The 21,557-nt window shown below is 38.1% G+C and carries 22 protein-coding genes and 1 riboswitch; of the genes, 13 read left to right on the plus strand and 9 right to left on the minus strand.

The window, feature by feature from the left end; translation table 11 throughout:
• Positions 1 to 8: 8 nt before the first annotated feature.
• From W908_RS04595 to pheA, 3 genes are read right to left on the minus strand one after another with little or no spacing between them, the layout of a single operon-like run.
• Entirely contained in the window at positions 9 to 860 is an 852-nt protein-coding gene (locus W908_RS04595) for a prephenate dehydrogenase (RefSeq protein WP_053820119.1), read from the minus strand.
• A complete protein-coding gene (hisC, locus tag W908_RS04600; RefSeq protein ID WP_053820120.1) occupies positions 854 to 1,921 on the minus strand; it encodes a histidinol-phosphate transaminase in 1,068 nt (355 codons plus the stop codon). The genes W908_RS04595 and hisC overlap by 7 nt, the downstream gene beginning before the upstream one ends.
• Complete coding sequence (gene pheA, locus W908_RS04605) at positions 1,918 to 2,997, minus strand: prephenate dehydratase (protein ID WP_053820121.1); 1,080 nt, start codon at positions 2,995 to 2,997, stop codon at positions 1,918 to 1,920. The genes hisC and pheA overlap by 4 nt, the downstream gene beginning before the upstream one ends.
• Before the next feature lie 108 nt (positions 2,998 to 3,105).
• Positions 3,106 to 3,227, plus strand: a riboswitch (cobalamin riboswitch).
• A 90-nt stretch (positions 3,228 to 3,317) separates the two neighbouring features.
• Between pheA and W908_RS04610 the strand changes: the two genes are divergently transcribed.
• On the plus strand, positions 3,318 to 5,087 hold the full coding sequence (locus tag W908_RS04610; protein WP_053820122.1) for a TonB-dependent receptor domain-containing protein: 1,770 nt from the start codon (positions 3,318 to 3,320) through the stop codon (positions 5,085 to 5,087).
• A gap of 25 nt (positions 5,088 to 5,112) precedes the next feature.
• On the plus strand, positions 5,113 to 5,706 hold the full coding sequence (gene cobO, locus W908_RS04615) for a cob(I)yrinic acid a,c-diamide adenosyltransferase (protein ID WP_144417909.1): 594 nt from the start codon (positions 5,113 to 5,115) through the stop codon (positions 5,704 to 5,706).
• Between the two features lie 4 nt (positions 5,707 to 5,710).
• Here cobO and radA read toward each other — a convergent pair whose 3' ends face one another.
• Genes radA through glyA form a run of 3 tightly spaced genes read right to left on the minus strand, consistent with a single transcriptional unit; the run spans position 5,711 to position 8,788 of the window.
• On the minus strand, positions 5,711 to 7,072 hold the full coding sequence (radA, locus tag W908_RS04620; protein ID WP_053820124.1) for a DNA repair protein RadA: 1,362 nt from the start codon (positions 7,070 to 7,072) through the stop codon (positions 5,711 to 5,713).
• Positions 7,073 to 7,076: 4 nt separating this feature from the next.
• On the minus strand, positions 7,077 to 7,529 hold the full coding sequence (nrdR, locus tag W908_RS04625; protein ID WP_053820125.1) for a transcriptional regulator NrdR: 453 nt from the start codon (positions 7,527 to 7,529) through the stop codon (positions 7,077 to 7,079).
• 5 nt (positions 7,530 to 7,534) lie between these two features.
• Positions 7,535 to 8,788: a serine hydroxymethyltransferase gene (gene glyA, locus W908_RS04630; RefSeq protein WP_053820126.1), complete on the minus strand. Its 1,254-nt coding sequence runs from the start codon at positions 8,786 to 8,788 to the stop codon at positions 7,535 to 7,537.
• 223 nt (positions 8,789 to 9,011) lie between these two features.
• Between glyA and W908_RS04635 the strand changes: the two genes are divergently transcribed.
• The 5 genes from W908_RS04635 to W908_RS04655 are packed head-to-tail and all read left to right on the plus strand — an operon-like array spanning position 9,012 to position 13,244.
• Positions 9,012 to 10,298, plus strand: a complete 1,287-nt coding sequence (locus W908_RS04635) for a D-amino acid dehydrogenase (protein ID WP_053820127.1) — start codon at positions 9,012 to 9,014, stop codon at positions 10,296 to 10,298.
• Positions 10,291 to 11,370 carry an alanine racemase gene (gene alr, locus W908_RS04640; RefSeq protein ID WP_053820128.1) on the plus strand — a complete coding sequence of 360 codons (1,080 nt, stop codon included), beginning with the start codon at positions 10,291 to 10,293 and terminating at the stop codon, positions 11,368 to 11,370. The genes W908_RS04635 and alr overlap by 8 nt, the downstream gene beginning before the upstream one ends.
• Before the next feature lie 50 nt (positions 11,371 to 11,420).
• Entirely contained in the window at positions 11,421 to 12,236 is an 816-nt protein-coding gene (locus W908_RS04645; protein WP_053820129.1) for a phytanoyl-CoA dioxygenase family protein, read from the plus strand.
• A gap of 24 nt (positions 12,237 to 12,260) precedes the next feature.
• Positions 12,261 to 12,614, plus strand: a complete 354-nt coding sequence (locus tag W908_RS04650) for a cupin domain-containing protein (protein WP_026364839.1) — start codon at positions 12,261 to 12,263, stop codon at positions 12,612 to 12,614.
• Between the two features lie 15 nt (positions 12,615 to 12,629).
• Complete coding sequence (locus W908_RS04655) at positions 12,630 to 13,244, plus strand: amino acid synthesis family protein (RefSeq protein ID WP_053820130.1); 615 nt, start codon at positions 12,630 to 12,632, stop codon at positions 13,242 to 13,244.
• On the opposite strand, the gene W908_RS04660 is transcribed toward W908_RS04655, so the two are convergent.
• Complete coding sequence (locus W908_RS04660; RefSeq protein WP_053820131.1) at positions 13,241 to 14,491, minus strand: MFS transporter; 1,251 nt, start codon at positions 14,489 to 14,491, stop codon at positions 13,241 to 13,243. The two genes, W908_RS04655 and W908_RS04660, sit on opposite strands and share 4 nt — an antisense overlap.
• Before the next feature lie 89 nt (positions 14,492 to 14,580).
• Between W908_RS04660 and W908_RS04665 the strand changes: the two genes are divergently transcribed.
• Positions 14,581 to 14,859 carry a GIY-YIG nuclease family protein gene (locus W908_RS04665; protein ID WP_053820132.1) on the plus strand — a complete coding sequence of 93 codons (279 nt, stop codon included), beginning with the start codon at positions 14,581 to 14,583 and terminating at the stop codon, positions 14,857 to 14,859.
• On the opposite strand, the gene W908_RS04670 is transcribed toward W908_RS04665, so the two are convergent.
• Both W908_RS04670 and W908_RS08805 read right to left on the minus strand, forming a co-directional pair.
• Complete coding sequence (locus W908_RS04670) at positions 14,856 to 15,380, minus strand: peroxiredoxin (RefSeq protein ID WP_053820133.1); 525 nt, start codon at positions 15,378 to 15,380, stop codon at positions 14,856 to 14,858. The genes W908_RS04665 and W908_RS04670 overlap by 4 nt on opposite strands.
• A gap of 23 nt (positions 15,381 to 15,403) precedes the next feature.
• Complete coding sequence (locus W908_RS08805) at positions 15,404 to 15,556, minus strand: hypothetical protein (protein WP_162490001.1); 153 nt, start codon at positions 15,554 to 15,556, stop codon at positions 15,404 to 15,406.
• A gap of 431 nt (positions 15,557 to 15,987) precedes the next feature.
• Between W908_RS08805 and W908_RS04675 the strand changes: the two genes are divergently transcribed.
• The 5 genes from W908_RS04675 to W908_RS04695 all read left to right on the plus strand — a co-directional run bounded on the left by W908_RS04675 (position 15,988) and on the right by W908_RS04695 (position 21,556).
• Complete coding sequence (locus tag W908_RS04675; protein ID WP_053820134.1) at positions 15,988 to 16,656, plus strand: response regulator; 669 nt, start codon at positions 15,988 to 15,990, stop codon at positions 16,654 to 16,656.
• On the plus strand, positions 16,653 to 18,113 hold the full coding sequence (locus tag W908_RS04680) for an ATP-binding protein (protein ID WP_053820135.1): 1,461 nt from the start codon (positions 16,653 to 16,655) through the stop codon (positions 18,111 to 18,113). Before W908_RS04675 ends, W908_RS04680 begins: the two co-directional genes overlap by 4 nt.
• A 123-nt stretch (positions 18,114 to 18,236) precedes the next feature.
• Positions 18,237 to 18,998, plus strand: coding sequence for an electron transfer flavoprotein subunit beta/FixA family protein (locus W908_RS04685; RefSeq protein ID WP_053820136.1), 762 nt, complete (start codon positions 18,237 to 18,239; stop codon positions 18,996 to 18,998).
• Positions 18,999 to 19,925 carry an electron transfer flavoprotein subunit alpha/FixB family protein gene (locus W908_RS04690; protein ID WP_053820137.1) on the plus strand — a complete coding sequence of 309 codons (927 nt, stop codon included), beginning with the start codon at positions 18,999 to 19,001 and terminating at the stop codon, positions 19,923 to 19,925. It abuts the gene before it with no gap.
• 11 nt (positions 19,926 to 19,936) lie between these two features.
• Positions 19,937 to 21,556: an electron transfer flavoprotein-ubiquinone oxidoreductase gene (locus W908_RS04695; RefSeq protein WP_053820138.1), complete on the plus strand. Its 1,620-nt coding sequence runs from the start codon at positions 19,937 to 19,939 to the stop codon at positions 21,554 to 21,556.
• The last annotated feature ends 1 nt before the right edge of the window (position 21,557 follow it).

Raw genomic sequence — 21,557 nt, forward strand, 5'->3', positions numbered from 1 at the left:
CGATTATCTTAACCTACCCATGAATCTCTTGTATTTTTCGCAGTCCTGAATAGCAGCTCAAGTTTTTCACTGTTATCGCTATTGATAGCATCTTTAAGCTCACTAAGAGTTGCTTGATAGCCATTTATATGATCAGTGATTTGATCTTTGTTTTGTAGGCAAATATCTCTCCACATGACAGCATCGCCTGAGGCAATCCTTGAGAAGTCTTTAAACCCTCCACCTGCATAGATTGAAGCCGTTGGGTTTTGACTCACTAGATAATTGACAAGAGAGAAAGCAAGCATATGGGGCAAGTGGGAGGTCATACCAAGTAGCTCATCGTGAGACTCAGGACTCATAAAGTCTACATCAGCACCAACCGCACTCCACATGTCGTGAATGATTTTAGTGGACTCAGGTGCATTATTCTCTAAAGGGGTAATGATGACTTTCTTGTCTTCAAATAGATCCGGAACGCTGACCTCAAAGCCACTCTTTTCCTTTCCAGCTATGGGGTGAGCAGGTACAAAGCATTTAGATTTTTTAACTAAAACTTCGTTCACAATTTTTACGATATTGGTTTTAGTGCTTCCAACATCAGTAATAATAACTTGATCAGAGATGAATGGCTCTATTTCTTTAAGAATTTGATTAAAAGTTCCAACTGGAGTAGCAATAACAACGATATCAGCGTCTTTAATTGCCTCAGCCATATCAGTTGATAGCTCATCAATGATATTGCCTTTTTTAGCCTTCTCTAGTCGAGATTGATCTCTACCATATCCGCATACTATATTAGCTAATTTGGTAGCCTTTATGGCTTTTGCAAGAGAACCTCCAATAAGTCCCACACCTATGATTGTAATTTTATTTAGCATAGGATTTTATTAAGAGCAGCTATGAGATGTGCATTTTCTTCGAAAGTGCCAATTGAAATTCTAAGATATCCACTCATCTCAACAGGCCTAACAATGACTCCTTCTTTAAGAAGAGCGTTATATATGTCCATTGCATCATCAAACTCAACAGCAATAAAATTTGCATGCGATGGTATAAAGTTTAAATGAAGCGATTTAAAACATTCGACCAACTGCTCGTATCCATCAGAATTGACCTTGATAGATTCTGACAAGTAGTCATCATCTTTCAAGGCAGCAATAGCCGCAACTTGCGCCGTGAAGTTCACATTGAATGGCTCTCTGACGCGATTAATGAAATCAGCAACTAGAGGACTACAAAGTGAATATCCAACTCGAAGACCAGCTAGTCCATATGCCTTAGAGAAAGTACGAGTAATGATAAGGTTGCTAAATTCACTCAGCCATTGAATGGCAGAGTCATCAATATTTAAATATTCAAAATAGGCTTGATCAAGAACCACTGGAAGGCCTTCAGGAACTTGTTTTAAAAAGTTATAAACCTCTTTATCAGTAAGAAGTGTGCCAGTTGGATTGTTGGGATTAGCAACAAAAATAAGTTTAGTATACGTTGTAATCATACTCAGCATTGAATCTAAGTCGTGGCCAAAGTTTTTTGCAGGTGAGACAACAGCAGTTGCCCCTAAAGCCTGAGTGACAAGTGGATAAACTACAAATGCATACTGTGAAAAAATAACTTCATCAGTTTGTTTTGAGACAAAAACCCTTGCGATTAACTCTAATAGCTCATTCGACCCATTACCCAATGAGATCATCTCAGAGGTCACATTGTGTTTGGTTGCGATAGCCTTTTTAAGTTCGAAGCAATTACCATCTGGGTAACGATTGATACTCGAAAGTGAGTCATTAATTGCCTTTTTAACCTTAATGCTAATCCCCAAAGGGTTCTCATTGGAGGCAAGCTTAGAAATTTTAGTTAAGCAAAGCTCTCTCGCAAGCTCTTCAATTGGCTTTCCTCCTTGATATGGACTCAAGCCAAGGATTGATTCACAGGCGTTCATAAGACTGCTATTGGGTATGAGCCAAGAATTTCCAACTTAGAGACTTTAGATTTGATCTTGGAGATCGCATCTTTAACATTATCATTATTTTGATGCCCATCTATATCAATAAAAAACAGATATTCCCACTTTATACCAGGTATGGGATGTCTTGCTAACTGGAGCATATTAATGTTGTTATCTTTAAAAGGCTCTAATAGATCAAAAAGAGCACCAGATTCATGCTTTGTCACAACCAATAGTGAGGTTTTGTCATTCATTCCCATTGGCACTTCATCCTTTCCAATAACTATGAAGCGAGTGACATTTCCAGCATTATCTTCGATATTTTTAGCTACTCTTTGAAGGCCATAAATATTTAAAGCAACCTTTGAGGCAATTGCAGCAGCATTAGGCTCGTCTTTAACCATTCTAGCACCTAAAGCATTTGAAGCTACTGGCCTTAACTCTGTATTTGGATAATGGTTAGCTAGCCATCTATGGCACTGATCAAGTGCTTGTTGGTGCGCATAAATTACCTTAATTTCTTGAGATTGATCCTGCATCATGAGGTGATGAGCAACAGCAATTTCAACCTCTCCACAAATATTTAAGTCATGACTATAAAGCATATCAAGAGACGTTCCAATGACACCATTTGAGGAGTTTTCAATAGGAACAACGCCATATTGTGCATTATCAGTTTCAACTTGATGAAAGATTTCATCCACTGTTCCGCAGTCAAGTGGAGAGACTCCATGACCAAAATGCTTGAGCGCTGCTTCCTGAGTGAACGTACCTTCTGGTCCTAAAAAAGCAATTTTTAAGGGCTGTTCAAGTGCAAGACAGGCCGACATAATCTCTCTAAAAATGAGAGCGATGTCCTTATCTTTGAGTAAGCTTTTGTTCCTTTTAATCACTTTACTAAGAACCTCAGCCTCTCTTTCAGGGCGATAGAAGGCAGTCTGCGTCTTAGACTCTTGCTTGACTAAAGCGACCTTAGCTGCAAGATCAGCGCGTTCAGAGATTAAAAGCTGAATTTTTTGATCCAGGCTATCAATTTCTGATCTTAAATTTTCGAGAGAATTGCTCTTCATTTAGATATAGTTATAAATCAATCTTTTGAAGTATTTTACCTAAGACTTATAGCTCTTCAAAGTATTGTTAAATTATGTATTCTTTTTATTTTTTAATATCTATTACACCTGTATTAAAAAAAGATATAATTTCCTCAAAATTGGTTATGGAAGTTGGTGAGAATCCAACACTGCCCTCGCAACGGTATTTCTTTGATTAGTCCGATACATCTCAATTTTTTTTTACTTAAAGCTACGATGGGTGGTGAGTTAATGTATTGTGTTTCTGCAATTATTTACCTCTAAATCCCTCTTTAATAATATTTTATTAAGGGGTTATTATGTTTACTAAAAAATTAATTCTTGCTGCTTCTCTATCAGCAATTCTAGTGTCTCAAGCAGCATATGCTGTTATTGGACCAATTAAAATTACTCTCAATACAGAATACAGAACATCTAATCCAGTCATTGGAGATATTGCAACTACCATTAAGCTTGATAAATCGGAAATTAGAGCTACTGGTGCAAGAACATTTACAGGACTTCTTCAAAGTATCCCTTCCGTCTCTTTTGAAGGTGGACAAGGGAACCTAAGAGCCCTTAGATTGAGAGGAAATGAAGCTAGTCATACATTATTATTACTTGATGGTCACAAAGTCACAATTACTGGTTCACAGCCAAATTTAGATGTGATTCCTCTTGATCAAATTGAGCGAATTGAAATTTCTAAAGGACCATTTTCTTCTTTATATGGTCCAGGAGCTATAGGAGGAGTAATACATGTTTTTACTGATAAAGATATTAATTCAATTACAAGCAGCAAGATTGATGTTTCATCAGGCTCTAAAGGAACTGTTAAAGTAAACCTTAATACCTATTTTAAAAATGAAAATAGCTATTTTGACTTTGCTGCAACTGATTTTCATACCGACGGTATTGATGCTTTAGGAAATGGCGACTTGGACCCAATTGATAGGACAACTTATGGCTTGAATCTGGGTGGTCAAATTACTGAAAATACCTCTATTAGTGTAAATCTTCTTGATACAAAAGCTATTATCCAATATGATGATCCCTATGGTTCTCCAGTTTTGCCAGATAATAACTTAAAACAAATGAACCTTGGAATTACTCATAATTATGGCAAAAGATCAAAGGTTTCTTTTGACATAATGAACCAAGATATCCAAAGAAGGACGGCAAAATATGAGTTAAATACAATTACTGTTATTAATGAAATAGATCTCGATAACAGTAAATTATCCCTTGGTTTATCAAATTCTGTGGACAAAGACCTTAACAACCTTTCTACTCCGTCAGTTGCTAAGAAAATTAAACATACTGATTTATTTGGGCAGTGGCAAGGTTTAGTTGCTGATAATGAAATATCAGTGGGTGCAAGGCTTATTGATCATGATAAGTTTAATTCTCATATTACTTATAACCTGAATTGGGCAAAAGATTTAACTTTAACTACTAGAGTAAATGCCTCTTTTGGAAGTGCAACTAATTTGCCTGATCACTATAAAAACAATGCAAATATTGTTGCAGGCAAAACTAGCCTCAATCCTGAGAGATCAAAGAATATTGAATTAGGTTTTACTAATAATTTCAAATGGGGAGATGCTGGTATTAAGTTATATAAAAGTAGAGTGGCTGACGCTTTTAAATGGCAATCTGGAAGTCCTGCATACTATATAAATGATGGCACTGTAAACATTCAAGGTGCTGAACTGTCAATTGGAACAGAGTTATTTGGCTGGGAATTAGATTCAAGTATTGACTTCAATAAGGCTATTGCAGCTTCAACTGACCTTCAAAAAGGTAGAAGACCTAATCGATCTATTTCATTAAATCTTAATAAGTCTTCTGAAAAGTGGAAACGAAATATTAACTGGACCGCTCATTCTTGGGTTTGGGATAAAGATAATCACTCTAATGGAAAGAATGGTGGGTATGGTTTACTTAATTTGAGTACGAGCTATGATTTTACTGAAAATCTGAGTGCTTATTTAAACCGCAATAATGTATTAGACAAAAACTATGAGATGGCTAAAGGTTATGATACTCTTGGAAAAACAACTACTTTAGGTTTAACATATAATTTCTAGTAATTTGCTTAAAGGGGTTTAATAGATTATGAGCACGACCTATAAAAAACGCATGCAGCGTAAAAAGGAATATATTGATTCCCGTATTGATGAAGCTAATATTGATACTGGAATCATTGTCCTTTTGACTGGCAATGGTAAAGGTAAATCATCCTCAGCCATGGGAATGATTTGTCGTGCACTTGGTTATGATATGAAAGTTGGTTTAGTTCGTTTTTTAAAGGGTGAACAGCAGACTGGAGAGGATCTTTTTTTAGATAATCACTCAAATATTTTTTCTGCCCATATGGAAAGTGGTTTTACATGGAACACTCAAGATCAAGAACTGGATAAGAAAAGAGCCATGGAAACTTGGCTTGAGGCAAAAAAATTTCTTTCTGACTCTAAGATTTCCGTAGTTGTTTTAGATGAAATTACTTACATGATCAATTACAACTATCTTGATGAAGCTGAAATTTTGAATACACTATCAAACAGACCTGAGAATCAACATGTCGTTATAACTGGGAGAGCTGCTAGTAAAGGCTTAATAGATGCTTCGGACACTGTGAGCGAGGTTGAGGATGTAAAACACGCTTTTAGAGCTAATATTAGAGCTCAAAAAGGGATTGACTTATAAATAATTAACTGTTTTCTAAAAGGTATTGAATCGCTTGGTATAAATACCCAACAGGAATCACTTGCATACCCTTAATGGACTTTTTAGGCTCATTACCTTTCGGGATGATAGCTAGCTCAAATCCTTGTTTTTGAGCCTCAGATAGCCTTTCCTGGGCATTGTATACTGGCCTTACTTCACCAGTTAATCCAACCTCGCCAAACGCAATCCATTTACTTGGGATTACTTTATCTCTAAGACTTGAGACAATTGAGAGCATCACTACTAAATCTGATGCAGTTTCGCTCACTTTAATACCACCAACTACATTGATAAAGACATCTTGATCAAACGTTGCAATTCCTGAATGTTTATGAAGAATAGCAAGCTGAAGAGCGAGTCGATTCTGATCTAGCCCTACGCTGACTCTTTTTGGTGTTCCATTCGATTGATCAACCAGTGCTTGTATTTCGACCAAAAGCGGTCTGGTGGCTTCTCTAGTAACCATGACCATTGATCCAGATGAAGGATTCTCTTGATTAGAAAGGAATATAGAGGATGGATTGCTGACTTGTTGAAGCCCCTTTTCACCCATCGCGAATACGCTTATCTCATTCACTGCACCAAAACGATTTTTTACAGCCCTAATAATTCGATAACGACCCCCAGCATCCCCCTCAAAATATAGGACTGCATCCACCATATGTTCAAGAATTCTTGGTCCCGCAAGCGCTCCACCCTTTGTTACATGGCCAATCATCAGTAAAATAGTATTAGTTTGCTTAGCGTACTGAGTAAGCTGAGCTGCGCAGTCTCTGACCTGAGTTACAGACCCAGGTGCTGACGCTGAAAGATCAGTAACCATCGTTTGAATAGAGTCAATAACAATTACTTTTGGTTTTATGTCTTTTGATAGCTTGATTATTTTCTCTAAGTGAGTTTCACCTATAAAAAGGATATCTTCCTTGATGCCCAATCTTATTGCCCTTTCACTAACCTGCTCAGCAGACTCCTCCCCGCTGACATACAAAGTTGTATTGTCACTATTGAGTTTAGCCAAAGCTTGAAGAATTAGAGTAGATTTGCCAATTCCAGGGTCACCCCCTATCAGAACTACTGATCCATCAACAAGACCGCCACCAAGTGTTCGATCTAGCTCCGATAGGCCAGTTGAAAGGCGATCTTTATTTTGTGCTTTAATCTCAGTCAGATTTTGAACTTTTGAAGCTGGAAGGTCCTTTAAACTCTCTGGCTTGGATGATGTTGCTTGCGATATGACAATTTCTTCAAGTGTATTCCATTCTTTGCAGTCTAAACACTGGCCAGCCCATTGATGGTGAGACGCCCCACACTCTCGGCATACAAACTCTACTTTTGTCTTAGCCATAAGATTACTTATTGATTAACTTGTCAATTTCACTCTTGAATTCTTCAATATCTTGGAACTGCCTATAAACAGAGGCAAAACGAATATAGGCGACCTCATCAAGCGCTCTAAGCTCCTCCATAACCCACTCACCTAACATCGAAGAAGGAACCTCTCTATCATTTTGCGCCATCAATTTTCTTTGAATTTTTTGAATGGCCATTTCAATTTTTGAAGTCTCAACAGGCCTTTTTTCAAGCGCCTTTAGCAAACCTGAACGTAACTTATTTTCACTGAAGCTCTGCCTAGAGTCATCACTTTTAATTAACCTTGGAAGGTTAAGGTCAACAGTCTCTCGAGTTGAGTGTCTCTCTCCGCATGCAATACATTCCCTTCTCCGGCGAACTTGTGAGCCATCATCCAGTAGTCGAGTATCTAAAACCTTGGTGTCATCTGATTGACAAAAAGGGCAGCGCATCTGAGTTACTTATAAACTGGAAATCTAGAGCAAAGCTCTTCAACCTTTGCCCTAACTTCATTTATGACTTCATTGTTTTCAATATCATCACAGATGTCACAAATCCAGTTAGTGATATCTCTACACTCGGATTCACCAAAACCACGCGTCGTAGCGGCGGGAGTTCCAATTCTAATTCCGCTAGTTACAAATGGAGATTGAGGGTCATTTGGTACCGAATTCTTATTAACAGTAATATGTGCTGAACCGAGAGTTGCATCAACCAGCTTTCCAGTCAATCCTTGCTCAATAAAGCTAACTAGAAATACATGGTTATCAGTTCCGCCTGAAACAACATCATAACCTCTTTCCATAAAGACACCAGCCATCGCTCTTGAATTTTTAACGACTTGCTTCTGATAAGACTTAAAGTCCTCACTCATCGCCTCTTTAAAGGCAATAGCTTTAGCTGCAATAATATGCATTAATGGGCCACCCTGGATTCCAGGAAAAATGGCAGAATTAAGTTTTTTTTCTATTTCTTCGTTGGCTCTGGCAACAATTAAACCGCCACGAGGCCCCCTTAAAGTTTTATGAGTTGTTGTCGTACAGACGTCAGCTATATTTATTGGTGAAGGATAGTCACCTGTGGCAACTAGACCTGCGACATGAGCCATATCTACGAGTAGGTAGGCATCAACCATATCCGCAATATCCCTGAAACGCTGCCAATCAATAATTCTTGAGTAAGCTGAGAATCCAGCAATAACCATTTTTGGTTTGTGCTCTAGAGCAAGTCTCTCAACCTCATCATAATCAATTTCACCAGTAGACTCATCAAGCCCATACTGAAAAGCTTTGTAATGCTTTCCCGAAAATGATGGCCCCGCGCCATGAGTCAAGTGCCCACCATGAGCAAGACTCATGCCTAATATTGTATCACCCGGAACTAACAGCGCTTGAAAGACTGCTGCATTAGCCGTTGAGCCTGAATGTGGCTGAACATTGGCAAAGGCCGCTCCAAAAAGCTTTTTTGCTCTGCTGATAGCAAGAGTTTCTGCAACATCAACATGCTCACAACCGCCATAGTAACGCTTACCAGGATAACCTTCTGCATATTTATTAGTCATTTGACAGCCTTGAGCGTACATAACAGCAGGTGAAGTATAGTTCTCAGATGCAATTAATTCAATATGAGCCTCTTGCCTAGCTTCCTCAGCACTTATGACCTTAGCGATATCGGGATCAACATCATTTAATGTAAGATTTTTATCAAACATAACTGGCTCCAAAAATAGATAATTAATATGATGATTTTAAACGCTTTATTTCAAAAAGCATAGAGATAATTATTCTTTTTTTACAAGCATTTATAGTATGATTTTTATATGGTTGTTATTTAAAAATATTAAAAATATATCCTTCAATAAATTACTCAATTTCAAGAACAAATAATCCATATTTCAAAGTGGTAAAATTAACATTTTTAATTCCCATAAAAGAATGAAAGTTCTCGTTTTAGGTGCTGGAGTAATTGGTACAACTTCAGCCTATTTCCTTGCTAAACAAGGGCATGATGTTACTGTCATTGACAGGCAAGAAAGTGTTGCTATGGAGGCTAGCCATGCGAATGCTGGTTGCTTATCCTATGGCTTTACATCCCCTTTAGCGTCTCCTGGACTTCCCTTTAATATTTTAAAATGGGCTTTGTCAGGGCGATCACCTCTTGTTGTTAACCCAAACATGAGCATTGAGACTATTAAGTTCATGTATCGATTGTATAAAAACTGTAATTCAAAAAGCTATGAAGTTAATAAAAGTCGTATGCTTAGAATTGCTAATTACTCTCAAAAAGCACTACTTCAAATTGAGGCAGATTTTGATATCAATTATGTGCAGAGAAAACAAGGCTCTCTTCAACTTTTTTGGGATTCCAAGGAGATTGATAAAGCAAAGAAAGATATTTCAATTTTAGAAAAATTTAATATTAAATCTGAGCTACTTGATCCTGAGGGTTGTTTAAAGATTGAGCCCGGCCTTAGATATGTAAAAAATCAAATTGCTGGGGGGATTCAATTTACAGATGACTTTACCGGAAATTGTTATTTATTTTCAAATGAGATCTATAAAAAATGTTTAGAAATGGGCGTTAATTTTGAGTTCAAGACTGAAATTAATGCCATTGAAACACACAATAATGCAGTTTCTGCAGTTTTAACCAGTAAAGGGGAATTTAAAGCGGATTGCTATTCTGTTTCTCTTGGTAGTCACTCCAATAATATCCTCTCTCAAATTGGCATTCAAACTCCTATTTATCCTGTCAAGGGATACTCCATCACTCTCCCTGTTTTGGCTGATAAAGATGCCCCTCAATCTACAATAATGGATGAGAGGAATAAAATTGCAATCACCAGGCTAGGAGATACAATACGTGTTGCTGGAATTGCTCACTTAACTGACTTTAATAAGGAATTAAGAGCCAAATCACTCGAGTCTCTAAAGCAAGGTATAGATAGATTATTTCCCAACTCATATGAACAGACAAATGATTTAAATTTTTGGACGGGCTTTAGACCAAGTACGCCGGATAGCACTCCGATCATTGGGCCTACACCATACAGTAATTTATATCTAAATACAGGGCATGGGACCCTTGGATGGACAATGTCAGCAGGTTCTGGCAAACTATTAGCTAATTTAATTTCTGGAAGTGAGCCTGAAATATCTTTAGAAGGAATAGATATGAGCCGTTATAGCTTTGCTAATAGAACACCCCAAAATTATGGCTAGAAAATGCATTGCCTCGATCAATCTTAGTGCAATTAAAAAAAACTATCTCTATGCTAAATCATTAGCGCCTCAATCCCAGGTGATAGCTGTTGTTAAGGCAAATGCCTATGGCCACGGCGCTATAAAGGTTGCCCACCAACTTGAGGGAGATGCTGACTGTTATGGTGTTGCTTGCTCTGAAGAAGCCCAGGAGCTTAGAAATTCAGGAATTCTCTCCACACCTATACTTCTTATGGAGGGAATTTTTGAAGAGTCTGAGATAGAACTGGTAAGCCAATTAAACCTTTGGCTGGTTGTCTGTAATTCCCTTCAAGTGCAATGGGTGCTTAATAATAAGTCAAACTTCAAATTTAATATTTTTATTAAAATTGACTCTGGTATGGGACGCTTAGGGTTCCAAGAGGATGAATTTATAAAAGTTTCTCAACTGCTTGAAAATAGTAAAAATGTTGAGAGCATAACATTAATGTCACACTTTTCCAGCGCAGATAACCTAGAAAGTAACTCAACAGACAAACAATTATCTAAATTTAATAGTCTACTAGGTTATAACAAAAAACAAACTTCGCTCGCAAATTCAGCTGCAATAATTGCTCATGGAGATTCACATAGAGACTTTATAAGACCAGGAATTATGCTTTATGGCTCTTCTCCTTTTCCATTCAGTGAGAATTTCAAGGACCTGCTGCCAGTCATGACACTCTCTTCGACAGTTATTTCTATTAAACGCTTTAAAAAAGGACAAACTATTGGCTATGGCGATAGATTTTCCTGCAAAAAAGATACTACTATTGGCGTAGTTGCAATTGGTTACGGCGATGGATACCCCAGAAGCGCTAGAGATGGTACACCTGTTTTTATTAATGGCTCTGTTGCCAAACTAGCAGGCAAAGTCTCTATGGATATGATCACAATTGACTTGGATGGGGTTCTAAATCCTCAAATAGGCGATCGCGTGGAGCTTTTTGGAGATAATATCCCTATTGACGTGGTTGCTGAAAACTCCAATACAATTTCTTATGAGATATTCACAAAAATTACAAATAGGGTTTACAAAACTTATATCTCTTAAACTTTAAAGCTAATATAATCTCCAATCTATATTTTTAACATTCTTTAATCATGTTAACCTCAACTCAAATTTCATCCTACAATAAAAATGGCTACCTCGTTGTCAAAGACTTTCTTAGTGACACCCAAAGAAAACTTCTAATGGAACGTGCTGAAGTGTTAATTGATGATTTTGATCCCTCCTCATCGCATTCAATTTTTACAACCAACGAACAAGAAAGGTCAAGTGATGATTACTTTTTAAGCTCAGGAGACCAAATTCGATTCTTCTTTGAAGAAAAGGCGATTGATAGCAAGGGTAACTTTACTGTTCCAAAGCAAAAATCAATTAATAAAATAGGTCACGCACAGCATGAATTAGATCCAATTTATAAAAAGGTGATTAATTCGCTTGATATTCCGGAGATTGGTAAGCAATTAGGAATTCAAAAACCTCGAAAACTTCAATCAATGCATATCTTTAAACAGCCTAATATTGGGGGTGAAGTCGGTCTTCATCAGGACTCAACCTTTTTGTATACTTCTCCAAAGAGCTGTATTGGATTTTGGGTAGCACTAGAGGATGCTAATATTGAAAATGGTTGCCTTCAAGCGATTACAGGTGGTCATACAATACCGTTAAAAAAGCGTTTTAAGTTGGCTAAGTCTGGTGGCACAGAGTTTGAAATTTTAGACGAATCCCCCTGGCCTAATACTGCTCTTGATCTTTTGGAAGTGAAGGCTGGAACCCTCATTATTCTGCATGGTCAGCTTCCTCACTATAGCGCAGAAAATACATCTAACAAATCGAGGCAAGCTTTTAGCATTCATTTAGTTGATGATAATTGTCATTATGCTGAAGACAATTGGTTACAATCATCCATCTGACCGTACTTATTTATCAATATAACTATGCACGATAGACACGTCGTTGATATACACAACATCGAGTTCATGCCCTTTGATCGATACGGATCGCCCGTCCCAAAGATGAGTTGGCATATTATCAGTTATGACCAAATATCAGGACAAGGAAGCTACGTCTTAAAAATGGATCCAGGCGCCCAAACCGTTCCCCATATGCACATGGGCTTTGAAGAATTTATTATGATAGAAGGCGAACTCATTGATTCAGATGGCACTGTATTTCGAAAAGGAGAATTTGTTTCTTTTGAGCCTGGTAGTGAGCACTCATCATTTTCTGAGACTGGCGCTTTAATTATTGTTTTTCAAAGAGGCCTTAATAAAGCCTCTAATTCAGAATGAAGTAAGGAAATTAATATGTCAGCACAAATAAGAAAAACTTTGTTACACGTTGAAAAAACCTATATTGAGGGAAACAAAGAAGCCCCAAAACCCCTTACCCTTATAGCGGCAGTTGCAGTCATTAAAAACCCTTGGATTGACTTACAAAAAGGTGATCAATTTATAGACGATCTGAAGCCTGGTATTCTTGATGTGGCTCCAGGCCTCGGTGAGAAACTAACCGAGATGATCATTAATGAGGCTGGTTCGGGTGAAAATGTGGAAGGCTATGGCAAATCAGCAATTGTCGGCCTAAAAGGTGAAATTGAACACGCTTCAGGGATCATTCACACCCTTCGTTTTGGTAACTTTTACCGAGAAGCAGTGGGTGCTAAATCCTATCTCTCTTTTTGTAATATACGAGGAGGCGCAAATGCGCCTATCATGATTCCACTCATGGACAAAAATGATGCAGGGCGTCGATCTCATTATCTAACCATTCAGCTCTCTATCCCTGACGCTCCAGCTGATGACGAAATTGTAGTGGCGTTGGGCGCCTCAATTGGAGGCAGACCTCACCATCGAATTGGTGATCGATACCAGGACCTCAAAGATCTGGGGCATGATTTAGACAATCCTGCTAGCGTTTAGTCTGAATCTAGCTGAGACTCTAATGCTTCCTCAGCAATAACCTCCATTCCAACAACGCTTGGTCTTTGAGCCATGACCTGGAAGTTTGCTTGGTCAGACTCATCAACGTCATCAGTAATAAACATCATGCCAAACACAATGATTGCAATGAGCACATGAACACCTGCCAAATAAAGCAAGAATCCAAACTCATCAAATAAGTTAATAAAGTAACTCATCGAAAATGGACCTAATGCAGCAAAAAGACTATATACAAAAATAATGGTTCCACTGGCACTAACCATTTGGCTGGGCTTTAAACGATCATTCGTTTGAGCAACGCCCAGAGAGTATAGCGGTAGAGTAAATGCTCCAATCAAGCCATTTAATACTAAAAAGACTGTTTTTGAAAATTCAAACAATGACAGCAAGACGCAAATACTAGTTACCACTAGACAACACAACAGAATAACCTTACGTCGATCAATCTTATCTGATAACCATCCTAATGGCCACTGAGAGGCTGCGCCAAAACCAATAAAGAGGGTCATAAATAAGGCGGTTTCAGAAACACTTAGCCCAGACTTAATCGCATAAATAGTGCCTACTCCAAAAAAACCAGCAGAAGCCAATCCAGAAACTCCTAATGTTATAACGCCCGATGGAGATGACTTCCATAGCGCCTTGATGCCCAAAGATTCTTGTATTTCGGTATCGGGCGCTTTAATTTCAGTCAGTAGAATGGGTATGAGTGAAACAGACAATAGGATCGATGCCAACAAAAATAAACTGACGCCTGCAGGATTATCTACAACAAAAAGCCCCTGCCCCATTGCTAGTCCTCCCCAAACCACGACCATATGGATTGAGAATAGTTGCCCCCTATTCTCGTTAGAGGAGATGGAATTAAGCCACCCCTCTACAATAATCATTATGCCTGCAATACAAAAACCAGACAGAAATCTGGAAATAAACCAGACAGGCGGCTCGATAAACAATATTTGTATTAATATCGCCGTTGAAGCGATCGACGCATATGCGGCATAAGTTCTGATTTGGCCCGTTTTTTTGATTTGAGCTGGTGAAAGCATTGAGCTTGCAAATGCCCCTAAAAAATAACCAGACATGACTAATCCAGTCGTAATGACTGAAAAGCCCTCATAGTCTGCTCTCCAGCTACTGAGGGTTCCCTGTAGGCCGTTTCCTAGGCTGATAAATAATATGCCTAAAAATATAGGCCATATAGAGCGCATGACAATTGTCAACATAATCGTTTATATAATCAAATAATCTTAAAAAAGCGCGAATTATAGTGTAATTTAATATTGTATTTGATAAATATGGTAAAAAGTTTTTAATGATTGATATCCCTACAAAAATTTGGACAGTATATCTCCTTGAGTGTAGAGATAAAACGCTCTATTGTGGAATCACGAATGACCTAGAAAATCGCCTTAAACAGCATGCAGGAGAATTGACTGGAGGCGCCAAATATACAAGAGCTCGTAGGCCATTAAAATTAGTCTATCAGGAAAAAGTTAGATCAAGAAGTGATGCCCTTAAAAGGGAACTCATTATTAAGAAAATGAGCAGAGAAACTAAACTGAGTTTAGTTAATAGTTTTCAATCACTTTAATTTTGAAGTTGATTCAAATCATTGAGCACCATCTGAGAGTGAGTGCTTGGCTTGACAGAAAGATAAATCTTTGCAACTTTTCCATCTGGATCGATAATAAACGTGTTTCTTTTAGCACTCTTAAAACTCATAAAATTATTAAGAGAGTCGTAAGCCTCAGAGACCTCTCCGGACTCATCAGAGAGTAGTGAAAATGGGAGGTTATTTTTATCAGCAAAACGCTTATGAGACTCAACACTATCAAGACTAACACCAAAGACATTTGACTTGCTTGCAATAATTCTTTTGACTGCATCTCTAAAGTCACAGGCCTGAGTTGTACAACCTGGGGTGTCATCCTTTGGATAGAAGTACAATATAACCCAGCTTCCTTCATAATCACTGAGTTGGTGCTGAATACTGTTTTGATCACTAAGAGTAAAATTTGGAGCTTTACTGCCAACCTTGATCTGTGCTAGCGAAGCTAATGAAATAGGCAATAGTAGTGCAACAAATATGAATTGTTTGAATAATCTAGTCATTTACAAAAATTAAGAAATAGTATCTAAGGCTTTAAAAAGGAATCAATATTTGAGTAGTCTTTCGCACCACGTTTAGCACTAAGATACCAATTCATAGCTTTGATAAGCTGCTTTTCATCAATGTTATTTCTTTTGCAATATGAAACAGTAGATCTTTTAAGCGAATTGTTAGGCATTGTTTTTTGCATTTAATATTGTTAGTTAAGAAAAGTACTTTAGTTGGCCGGTAGGAGTAACCTGCCAACTAAAGCGGGTACCTCAGTTGTCAAACGGAGAGAGAATGACATAGGTATTCGAGGTTCTTTAAAAACTGATACATAAACTAAATATCTAAATATTGTTTTTAGCTATTAGAGACTTACAAAATGGTATGTATAATCTAACCTAAAGATTAGAGTATTAACGATTTGTTTAATCTGTAACTTAAAGGGGTAGTAGTTACAGAAAAATCTCTAATAAACTAAAAACAATGTATACATAATAGTCTCCAACACTTGTTGTCAAATGTTGAATATATGGAGTTTTGATGAAGACTTTATGAAGATTCTTTCTTTTGTTTGGTTTTAATTTACAATGCCACTTTTCTTAAATAATTAATGACTTAAATATGGAAACAATTTTAATAGTTGAAGATGATAAAACAATCGCTGAAAGTATCTGTTTTATTTTAGAAAAAGATTCTTTTAATTGCAAATGGTTTGACAATGGAAAGGAAGCACTCGAGTTTCATAAAGACAATGAGGTTGATTTAATCTTACTCGATGTCGGCTTGCCTGACATGAGTGGATTTGATTTACTAAGAAAAGTTCGTGAGAAGTCTAACTTGCCAGTGATTATTATCTCTGCAAGGGATGATGAATCAGACCAGGTTCTGGGCCTCGAGGGACTAGGTGCCAACGCCTACGTTACAAAACCGCTAAGCCCAAGACTGGTTGTCGCACATGTTCGCGCCCAACTTAGAATGGTTAAACCTGAGGTTAAAAGTGGTGACTCTAAATTTAGTATTAATCACGCTATGCAAAGAGTCGTGTTCATGGATCAGGACCTTACACTGACACCCGCTGAATTCAAGATACTCTCGCATTTAGTTAAAAACCCTAACAGGGTCCACTCAAGGGAGTACTTAATGAGTATTATTTGGGATCGTCCTCATGGCTCAGATATTAAAACTATTAACACGCACATCAAATCAATACGCAAACGTCTTCATGAGATGGATGAAACTAATGAATACATTGAAACTCATAGAGGTATTGGATACAGCCTTATTGAATGAAGCGATTCAAGCTTAATATTGGCACAAAACTCTTTCTTCTTTACTTTATTGTAAGTTCAAGCCTTTTATGGTTATTTGCTCAAAGAACAACCTTTGAGTCTGCAAAATCGATTATGGTTGAGGTTTCAAGCCTTATGAGCCGTGTTGCCTCTCAAAACAACAAGGATGGTGAAATTGATCTAGAAACCTTTGAAACTTTGATTGTTAATTACCTTCGATCTCAAAGAAATACGATTAATACTAACAGCCCCCAAAAACTTGAAAACTTAGCGATTTATGTCACTGACAAAGATGGTCTTTTAGTTCTGGATTCAAGAGGACTTACTCTAGGCACAGACATGCGAGATGCAAATGAGGTTGAATCTGCTCTGAGCGGCATGATAGATTCAACAAGTGTGGTAACAGAAAAAGTAGCTGGAACTCAAAAAGCCAGAGGCATGGTCATAGAATACTTTCTGAAATCAAGATTTTTAAATGCCTCAAATCCTATTTATGGAAATAATGGGGAAATAATTGGAACCGTTGTGGTGGTTGCTCCGCTCATTGAATTAATGGGTGAGAGCTATCTCCTAAGATTTATCTTTTATATTTTTGTTATCTCCTTACTCTTTGGCTTTTTGGGAAGTTATCGTATATCTAGAAATATTAACCGCGTTCAAAAATATACGGCCAACCTCTTTAGCGGTGAAGATGTTTTGATGCCTGACCTTAATAATCAGTTCAATAAGCTTGCAACAACAATTAAAGATGCTAGAGCAGACGTTGAACTGAAAGATGATGTTGAGCAATATATAGACACTCTCGCTCATGAGCTCAGAACACCTATAACAGGTATACAACTGACTGCTGAAAACCTTTTAAGTCCGATGAGTGATGCTCAAAGAAAGCGCTTTGTAAAGAATATCCTAGAGTCGAACAAGCATATGGATCTTCTGGTCAATAGATTACTTGACTTATCAAGAATTGAAAGGCGTGAAGCACTTAAAAACGTCGAATCGCTGAGCATTAAAGAGGCTGTTAATACGGTTTTAAAGGAGCCCAGTCGAGTTAAAAAAATACTAGATAAGGACCTCAACATCGATATTCAAATCAGTAGTAATGCAACACTTAAGGCTGAAAAAATACTTTTAGTTCAGGCCATTGGAAATATCGTCAATAACGCGTTAGATTTCACACCTGCTTCTGGAAAAATTACTATTAAAGCCTCTCAAACGAACTCTGCTATTTCTATCATTGTTCTTGATGATGGGCCCGGAATACCTCCTCAAGTTATCAATAAACTGTTTACACGGTTTTTCTCAGTGACAAGGCCAGATACAGGCGTTAGGGGGAATGGTTTAGGGTTGAGGTTTGTTAGAAAAATAATGAAGCTCCATGGAGGAGAAATTAGCTTGCAAAATCGCTTTATTCAGCAGGGCGCTGAAGCGAGACTAAGATTTCCACTCAACGTTAAATAGTGGATATTGAAATGTCTATAAAAGTTGATTTTATTGCGTCTAAAAAATTGTAATTTGTAATGATAGACAAATCTTATTTATATGGTATTATTCGCGAGTTTTTAATGAATTTTTTAATCTAATATGAAAATAATTATTCCAGTTAAAAGAGTTCTCGATCCTTACACGCAAGCTCGAGTAAATAAGCAGACTCAGCAGGTCGATTTATCGAATGCAAAAATGGCGATGAATCCTTTTTGTGAGATTGCAGTTGAGGAGGCGTTAACTTTAAAAGAAGGTGGCGCTGCTACTGAGACCATTGCTGTGAGTATAGGTACCGATAAAACGGTTGACACGCTCAGAACTGCTCTGGCTATGGGCGTTGATCGCGCTATATTTATTAAGACTGATTCAGAGCTTGATCTTCAGCCGCTTCATGTTGGCAAAATTCTAGCTAATATCATTCAGCGTGAGGAAGCGCAGCTTATCATTATGGGTAAGCAAGCTGTTGACAATGACAATAACCAGACTGGTCAAATATTATCTGGTTTATTAAATTATTCACTGGGCACATTTATCTCTAAATTTGATTTAAGTTCTGACTCTAATAGTGTAGAAGTCAGCCGTGAAATTGACTCAGGTATTGAAACTCGAAAACTTAACTTGCCTGCCATCGTAACCGTTGATCTTAGATTAAACGAGCCAAGATATGCCTCACTTCCAAACATTATGAAGGCAAGATCTAAGCCATTAGAGACGATTGAATTATCGAGTCTTGGAATTGACACATCTCCTCGTATTAAGGTCGTCAGTGTAGAGGAGTCAGGCACTAAAGATAGAGCCTCAAAGCAGATTAGTTCTGCTGAAGAGCTATTCACTGAGTTAAATCAAATGGGAGTTCTATAAATGTCAGCACTTATATTAATCGAACTAAATGGTTCAGAGGTTAGCGCAAATAGCAGAGCAGCATTAACTGCAGCCCTTCAGCTTTCTGATAGTGTTGATGCACTAGTTCTTACTAACGATTCAGCTAACGCAAGCTCAGCCGCTTCGATGAGTGGAATTAACACTGTCAAAACAATCGTTGATGATTCACTTGAGCATGCCAATGTAGAAGTTGCAAGCAAACTGATTGCTGATGTCATGTCTGATTACAAATTCTTGGTTTCAGGCTCATCTACTTACAGTAAAAATATATTGCCGCGCGTTGGTGCCCTCCTTGATGTTCAGCCTATCTCGGATGTCTGTGAGATTAAATCATCAAACACATTTGTCAGACCTTTGTATGCTGGCAATGTTATGGCAACTGTTGAGACTTCTGATGATACGATTGTCATGACGGTCAGAGCAACTGCCTTTGAGCATGCTGAAGATGGCGGTTCTGCTGCTTTAGAAGCCTTGTCTCCTGCAATGCCAGAATCAAACTCCACGTTTATCTCTCTTCAAGAGTCACAATCAGAGCGTCCAGAACTAACTACTGCAGAGCGCATTGTATCTGGCGGTAGAGGGCTTGGGTCTAAAGATAACTTTGCAATGATTGAGCAGTTAGCAGATAAATTAGACGCCGCAGTTGGTGCCTCAAGGGCAGCAGTTGACGCCGGGTTTATTTCTAATGACTATCAAGTTGGACAAACTGGAAAGGTTGTTGCGCCTAAGCTTTACCTTGCTGTTGGAATTTCTGGAGCGATTCAGCATCTTGCTGGAATGAAAGATTCTCAAGTTATTGTCGTGATAAACAACGATCCAGACGCACCAATGTCAAGGATGGCTGATATAGTCTGGCAGGTCGACTTATTTGATGCACTTAATGAATTAAACGCTTATCAGGTATAAAATAGTAATTAATGGATAGAGAATCGATTGAATATGATGTTGTAATAGTGGGTGGCGGTCCATCAGGGCTCGCTTCCGCTTGCAAACTCAAGCAGCTCAATCCAAACCTCTCTGTCTGTCTCCTAGAAAAAGGATCTGAAATAGGCTCCCATATTCTCTCAGGTGCAGTTTTTGAGCCTAAAACGCTCTTTGATTTGTTTCCTGAGGATGCTAAAGATTGTCCAACACTCAAAACCAAGGTTGCCAAAGATGAGCTGTTCTGGTTAACAGGAGAAAATAAGAGTATTAAAGTACCCTCTTGGTTAATGCCAAAGAGTCTTCATAACAAGGGCAACTACATTATTTCTTTGGGTGAACTCTGTCAGTGGATCTCTGAAAAGGCTATGGAGCTTGGTGTAGATATCTTTCCAGGCTTTCCAGCTCAAAGCTACATTAAAGATGAAAGCGGAAGAGTTATTGGTATTTCAACCGGTGACATGGGGATTGATAAAGAAGGCAACCAAAAAGGTACCTACACACCTGGCATGGACATTCTTGCAAAACAGACCATTTTTGCTGAAGGCGCACGGGGTCACCTAGGTAAGCAGCTTATCAAAGAGTTCAATCTCGATGAAGGCAAAACGCCGCAACACTTTGCAATTGGATTTAAAGAAGTCTGGGAAGTTGAGAACGACATGTATAGTGCTGGAGATGTTGTCCATACAATGGGTTGGCCGCTCAACGAAGGAACAACCGGAGGCGGCTTCCTTTACCATTTTGATAACAATCGTATTGCTGTAGGCCTGATTGTTGACCTCAACTATACTAATCCAAGTCACAGCCCTTTCCAAGAATTTCAACAGTTTAAAAAACACCCAAAAATTAAACAATTTTTAGAGTCAGGTAAGCGTGTTTCATACGGCGCTAGAGCGATCACTAAAGGCGGTATAAATTCACTTGTGAAGATGGACTTTAATGGTGGAATGATTATTGGTTGTGACGCTGGGACTCTTAATCCAAGTAAGATTAAGGGAAGCCATTGCGCGCTGCAGTCAGGCATTTTAGCTGCTGAATATATTAACAAAATACTTTCAGAAGAGATATGTGAATTTGATGATTTATTTAAAAGTAGTGCACTCTATAATGAGCTTTACAAGTCACGAAACTTCAGTGCAGCAATGCATAAGTTTGGCTTTTATATAGGTGCTGCCTATAACTTTATAGAGTCAAATATCTTTAGAAATTCATTGCCAGTCACTATCAAAGATGAGCAAAGGGATTGCGACTCGCTAAACTTAAATAATCCACTCTATTCCAAAGAGTACCCTGCCCCAGACAATGTTTTAAGTTTTGATATCACTTCATCACTATTTCTCTCAGGTACAAATCACGAGGAAGATCAGCCCGTTCACCTTAAATTAACTGACCCTTCTATCCCGTTGAATCGTAATAAAGAGCTGTTTGATGAACCAGCACAAAGGTACTGCCCTGCTGGCGTCTATGAGATTGTTGACAAAGAAGGTGAGGACTATTTTCAAATCAACGCACAAAATTGTCTTCACTGTAAGACCTGTGACATAAAAGATCCATCACAAAACATTAATTGGGTACCGCCAGAAGGCGGAGGCGGACCAAACTACATAGGAATGTAGA

Source organism: Candidatus Pseudothioglobus singularis PS1 (assembly GCF_001281385.1).
In the GTDB taxonomy this organism is placed as follows: Bacteria; Pseudomonadota; Gammaproteobacteria; order PS1; family Pseudothioglobaceae; genus Pseudothioglobus; species Pseudothioglobus singularis.

Bases quoted from the DNA above. Each gene is read 5' to 3' on its own strand.
- glyA (WP_053820126.1), bottom strand. From the start codon at position 8,788: ATGTTTGATAAAAATCTTACATTAAATGATGTTGATCCCGATATCGCT.
- pheA (WP_053820121.1), bottom strand. From the start codon at position 2,997: ATGAAGAGCAATTCTCTCGAAAATTTAAGATCAGAAATTGATAGCCTG.
- W908_RS08805 (WP_162490001.1), bottom strand. From the start codon at position 15,556: ATGCCTAACAATTCGCTTAAAAGATCTACTGTTTCATATTGCAAAAGA.
- W908_RS04685 (WP_053820136.1), top strand. From the start codon at position 18,237: ATGAAAATAATTATTCCAGTTAAAAGAGTTCTCGATCCTTACACGCAA.
- W908_RS04695 (WP_053820138.1), top strand. From the start codon at position 19,937: ATGGATAGAGAATCGATTGAATATGATGTTGTAATAGTGGGTGGCGGT.
- W908_RS04690 (WP_053820137.1), top strand. From the start codon at position 18,999: ATGTCAGCACTTATATTAATCGAACTAAATGGTTCAGAGGTTAGCGCA.
- hisC (WP_053820120.1), bottom strand. From the start codon at position 1,921: ATGAACGCCTGTGAATCAATCCTTGGCTTGAGTCCATATCAAGGAGGA.
- alr (WP_053820128.1), top strand. From the start codon at position 10,291: ATGGCTAGAAAATGCATTGCCTCGATCAATCTTAGTGCAATTAAAAAA.
- W908_RS04670 (WP_053820133.1), bottom strand. From the start codon at position 15,380: ATGACTAGATTATTCAAACAATTCATATTTGTTGCACTACTATTGCCT.
- nrdR (WP_053820125.1), bottom strand. From the start codon at position 7,529: ATGCGCTGCCCTTTTTGTCAATCAGATGACACCAAGGTTTTAGATACT.
- radA (WP_053820124.1), bottom strand. From the start codon at position 7,072: ATGGCTAAGACAAAAGTAGAGTTTGTATGCCGAGAGTGTGGGGCGTCT.
- W908_RS04610 (WP_053820122.1), top strand. From the start codon at position 3,318: ATGTTTACTAAAAAATTAATTCTTGCTGCTTCTCTATCAGCAATTCTA.
- W908_RS04650 (WP_026364839.1), top strand. From the start codon at position 12,261: ATGCACGATAGACACGTCGTTGATATACACAACATCGAGTTCATGCCC.
- W908_RS04595 (WP_053820119.1), bottom strand. From the start codon at position 860: ATGCTAAATAAAATTACAATCATAGGTGTGGGACTTATTGGAGGTTCT.
- W908_RS04645 (WP_053820129.1), top strand. From the start codon at position 11,421: ATGTTAACCTCAACTCAAATTTCATCCTACAATAAAAATGGCTACCTC.
- W908_RS04675 (WP_053820134.1), top strand. From the start codon at position 15,988: ATGGAAACAATTTTAATAGTTGAAGATGATAAAACAATCGCTGAAAGT.
- W908_RS04635 (WP_053820127.1), top strand. From the start codon at position 9,012: ATGAAAGTTCTCGTTTTAGGTGCTGGAGTAATTGGTACAACTTCAGCC.
- W908_RS04680 (WP_053820135.1), top strand. From the start codon at position 16,653: ATGAAGCGATTCAAGCTTAATATTGGCACAAAACTCTTTCTTCTTTAC.
- W908_RS04665 (WP_053820132.1), top strand. From the start codon at position 14,581: ATGATTGATATCCCTACAAAAATTTGGACAGTATATCTCCTTGAGTGT.
- W908_RS04655 (WP_053820130.1), top strand. From the start codon at position 12,630: ATGTCAGCACAAATAAGAAAAACTTTGTTACACGTTGAAAAAACCTAT.
- W908_RS04660 (WP_053820131.1), bottom strand. From the start codon at position 14,491: ATGTTGACAATTGTCATGCGCTCTATATGGCCTATATTTTTAGGCATA.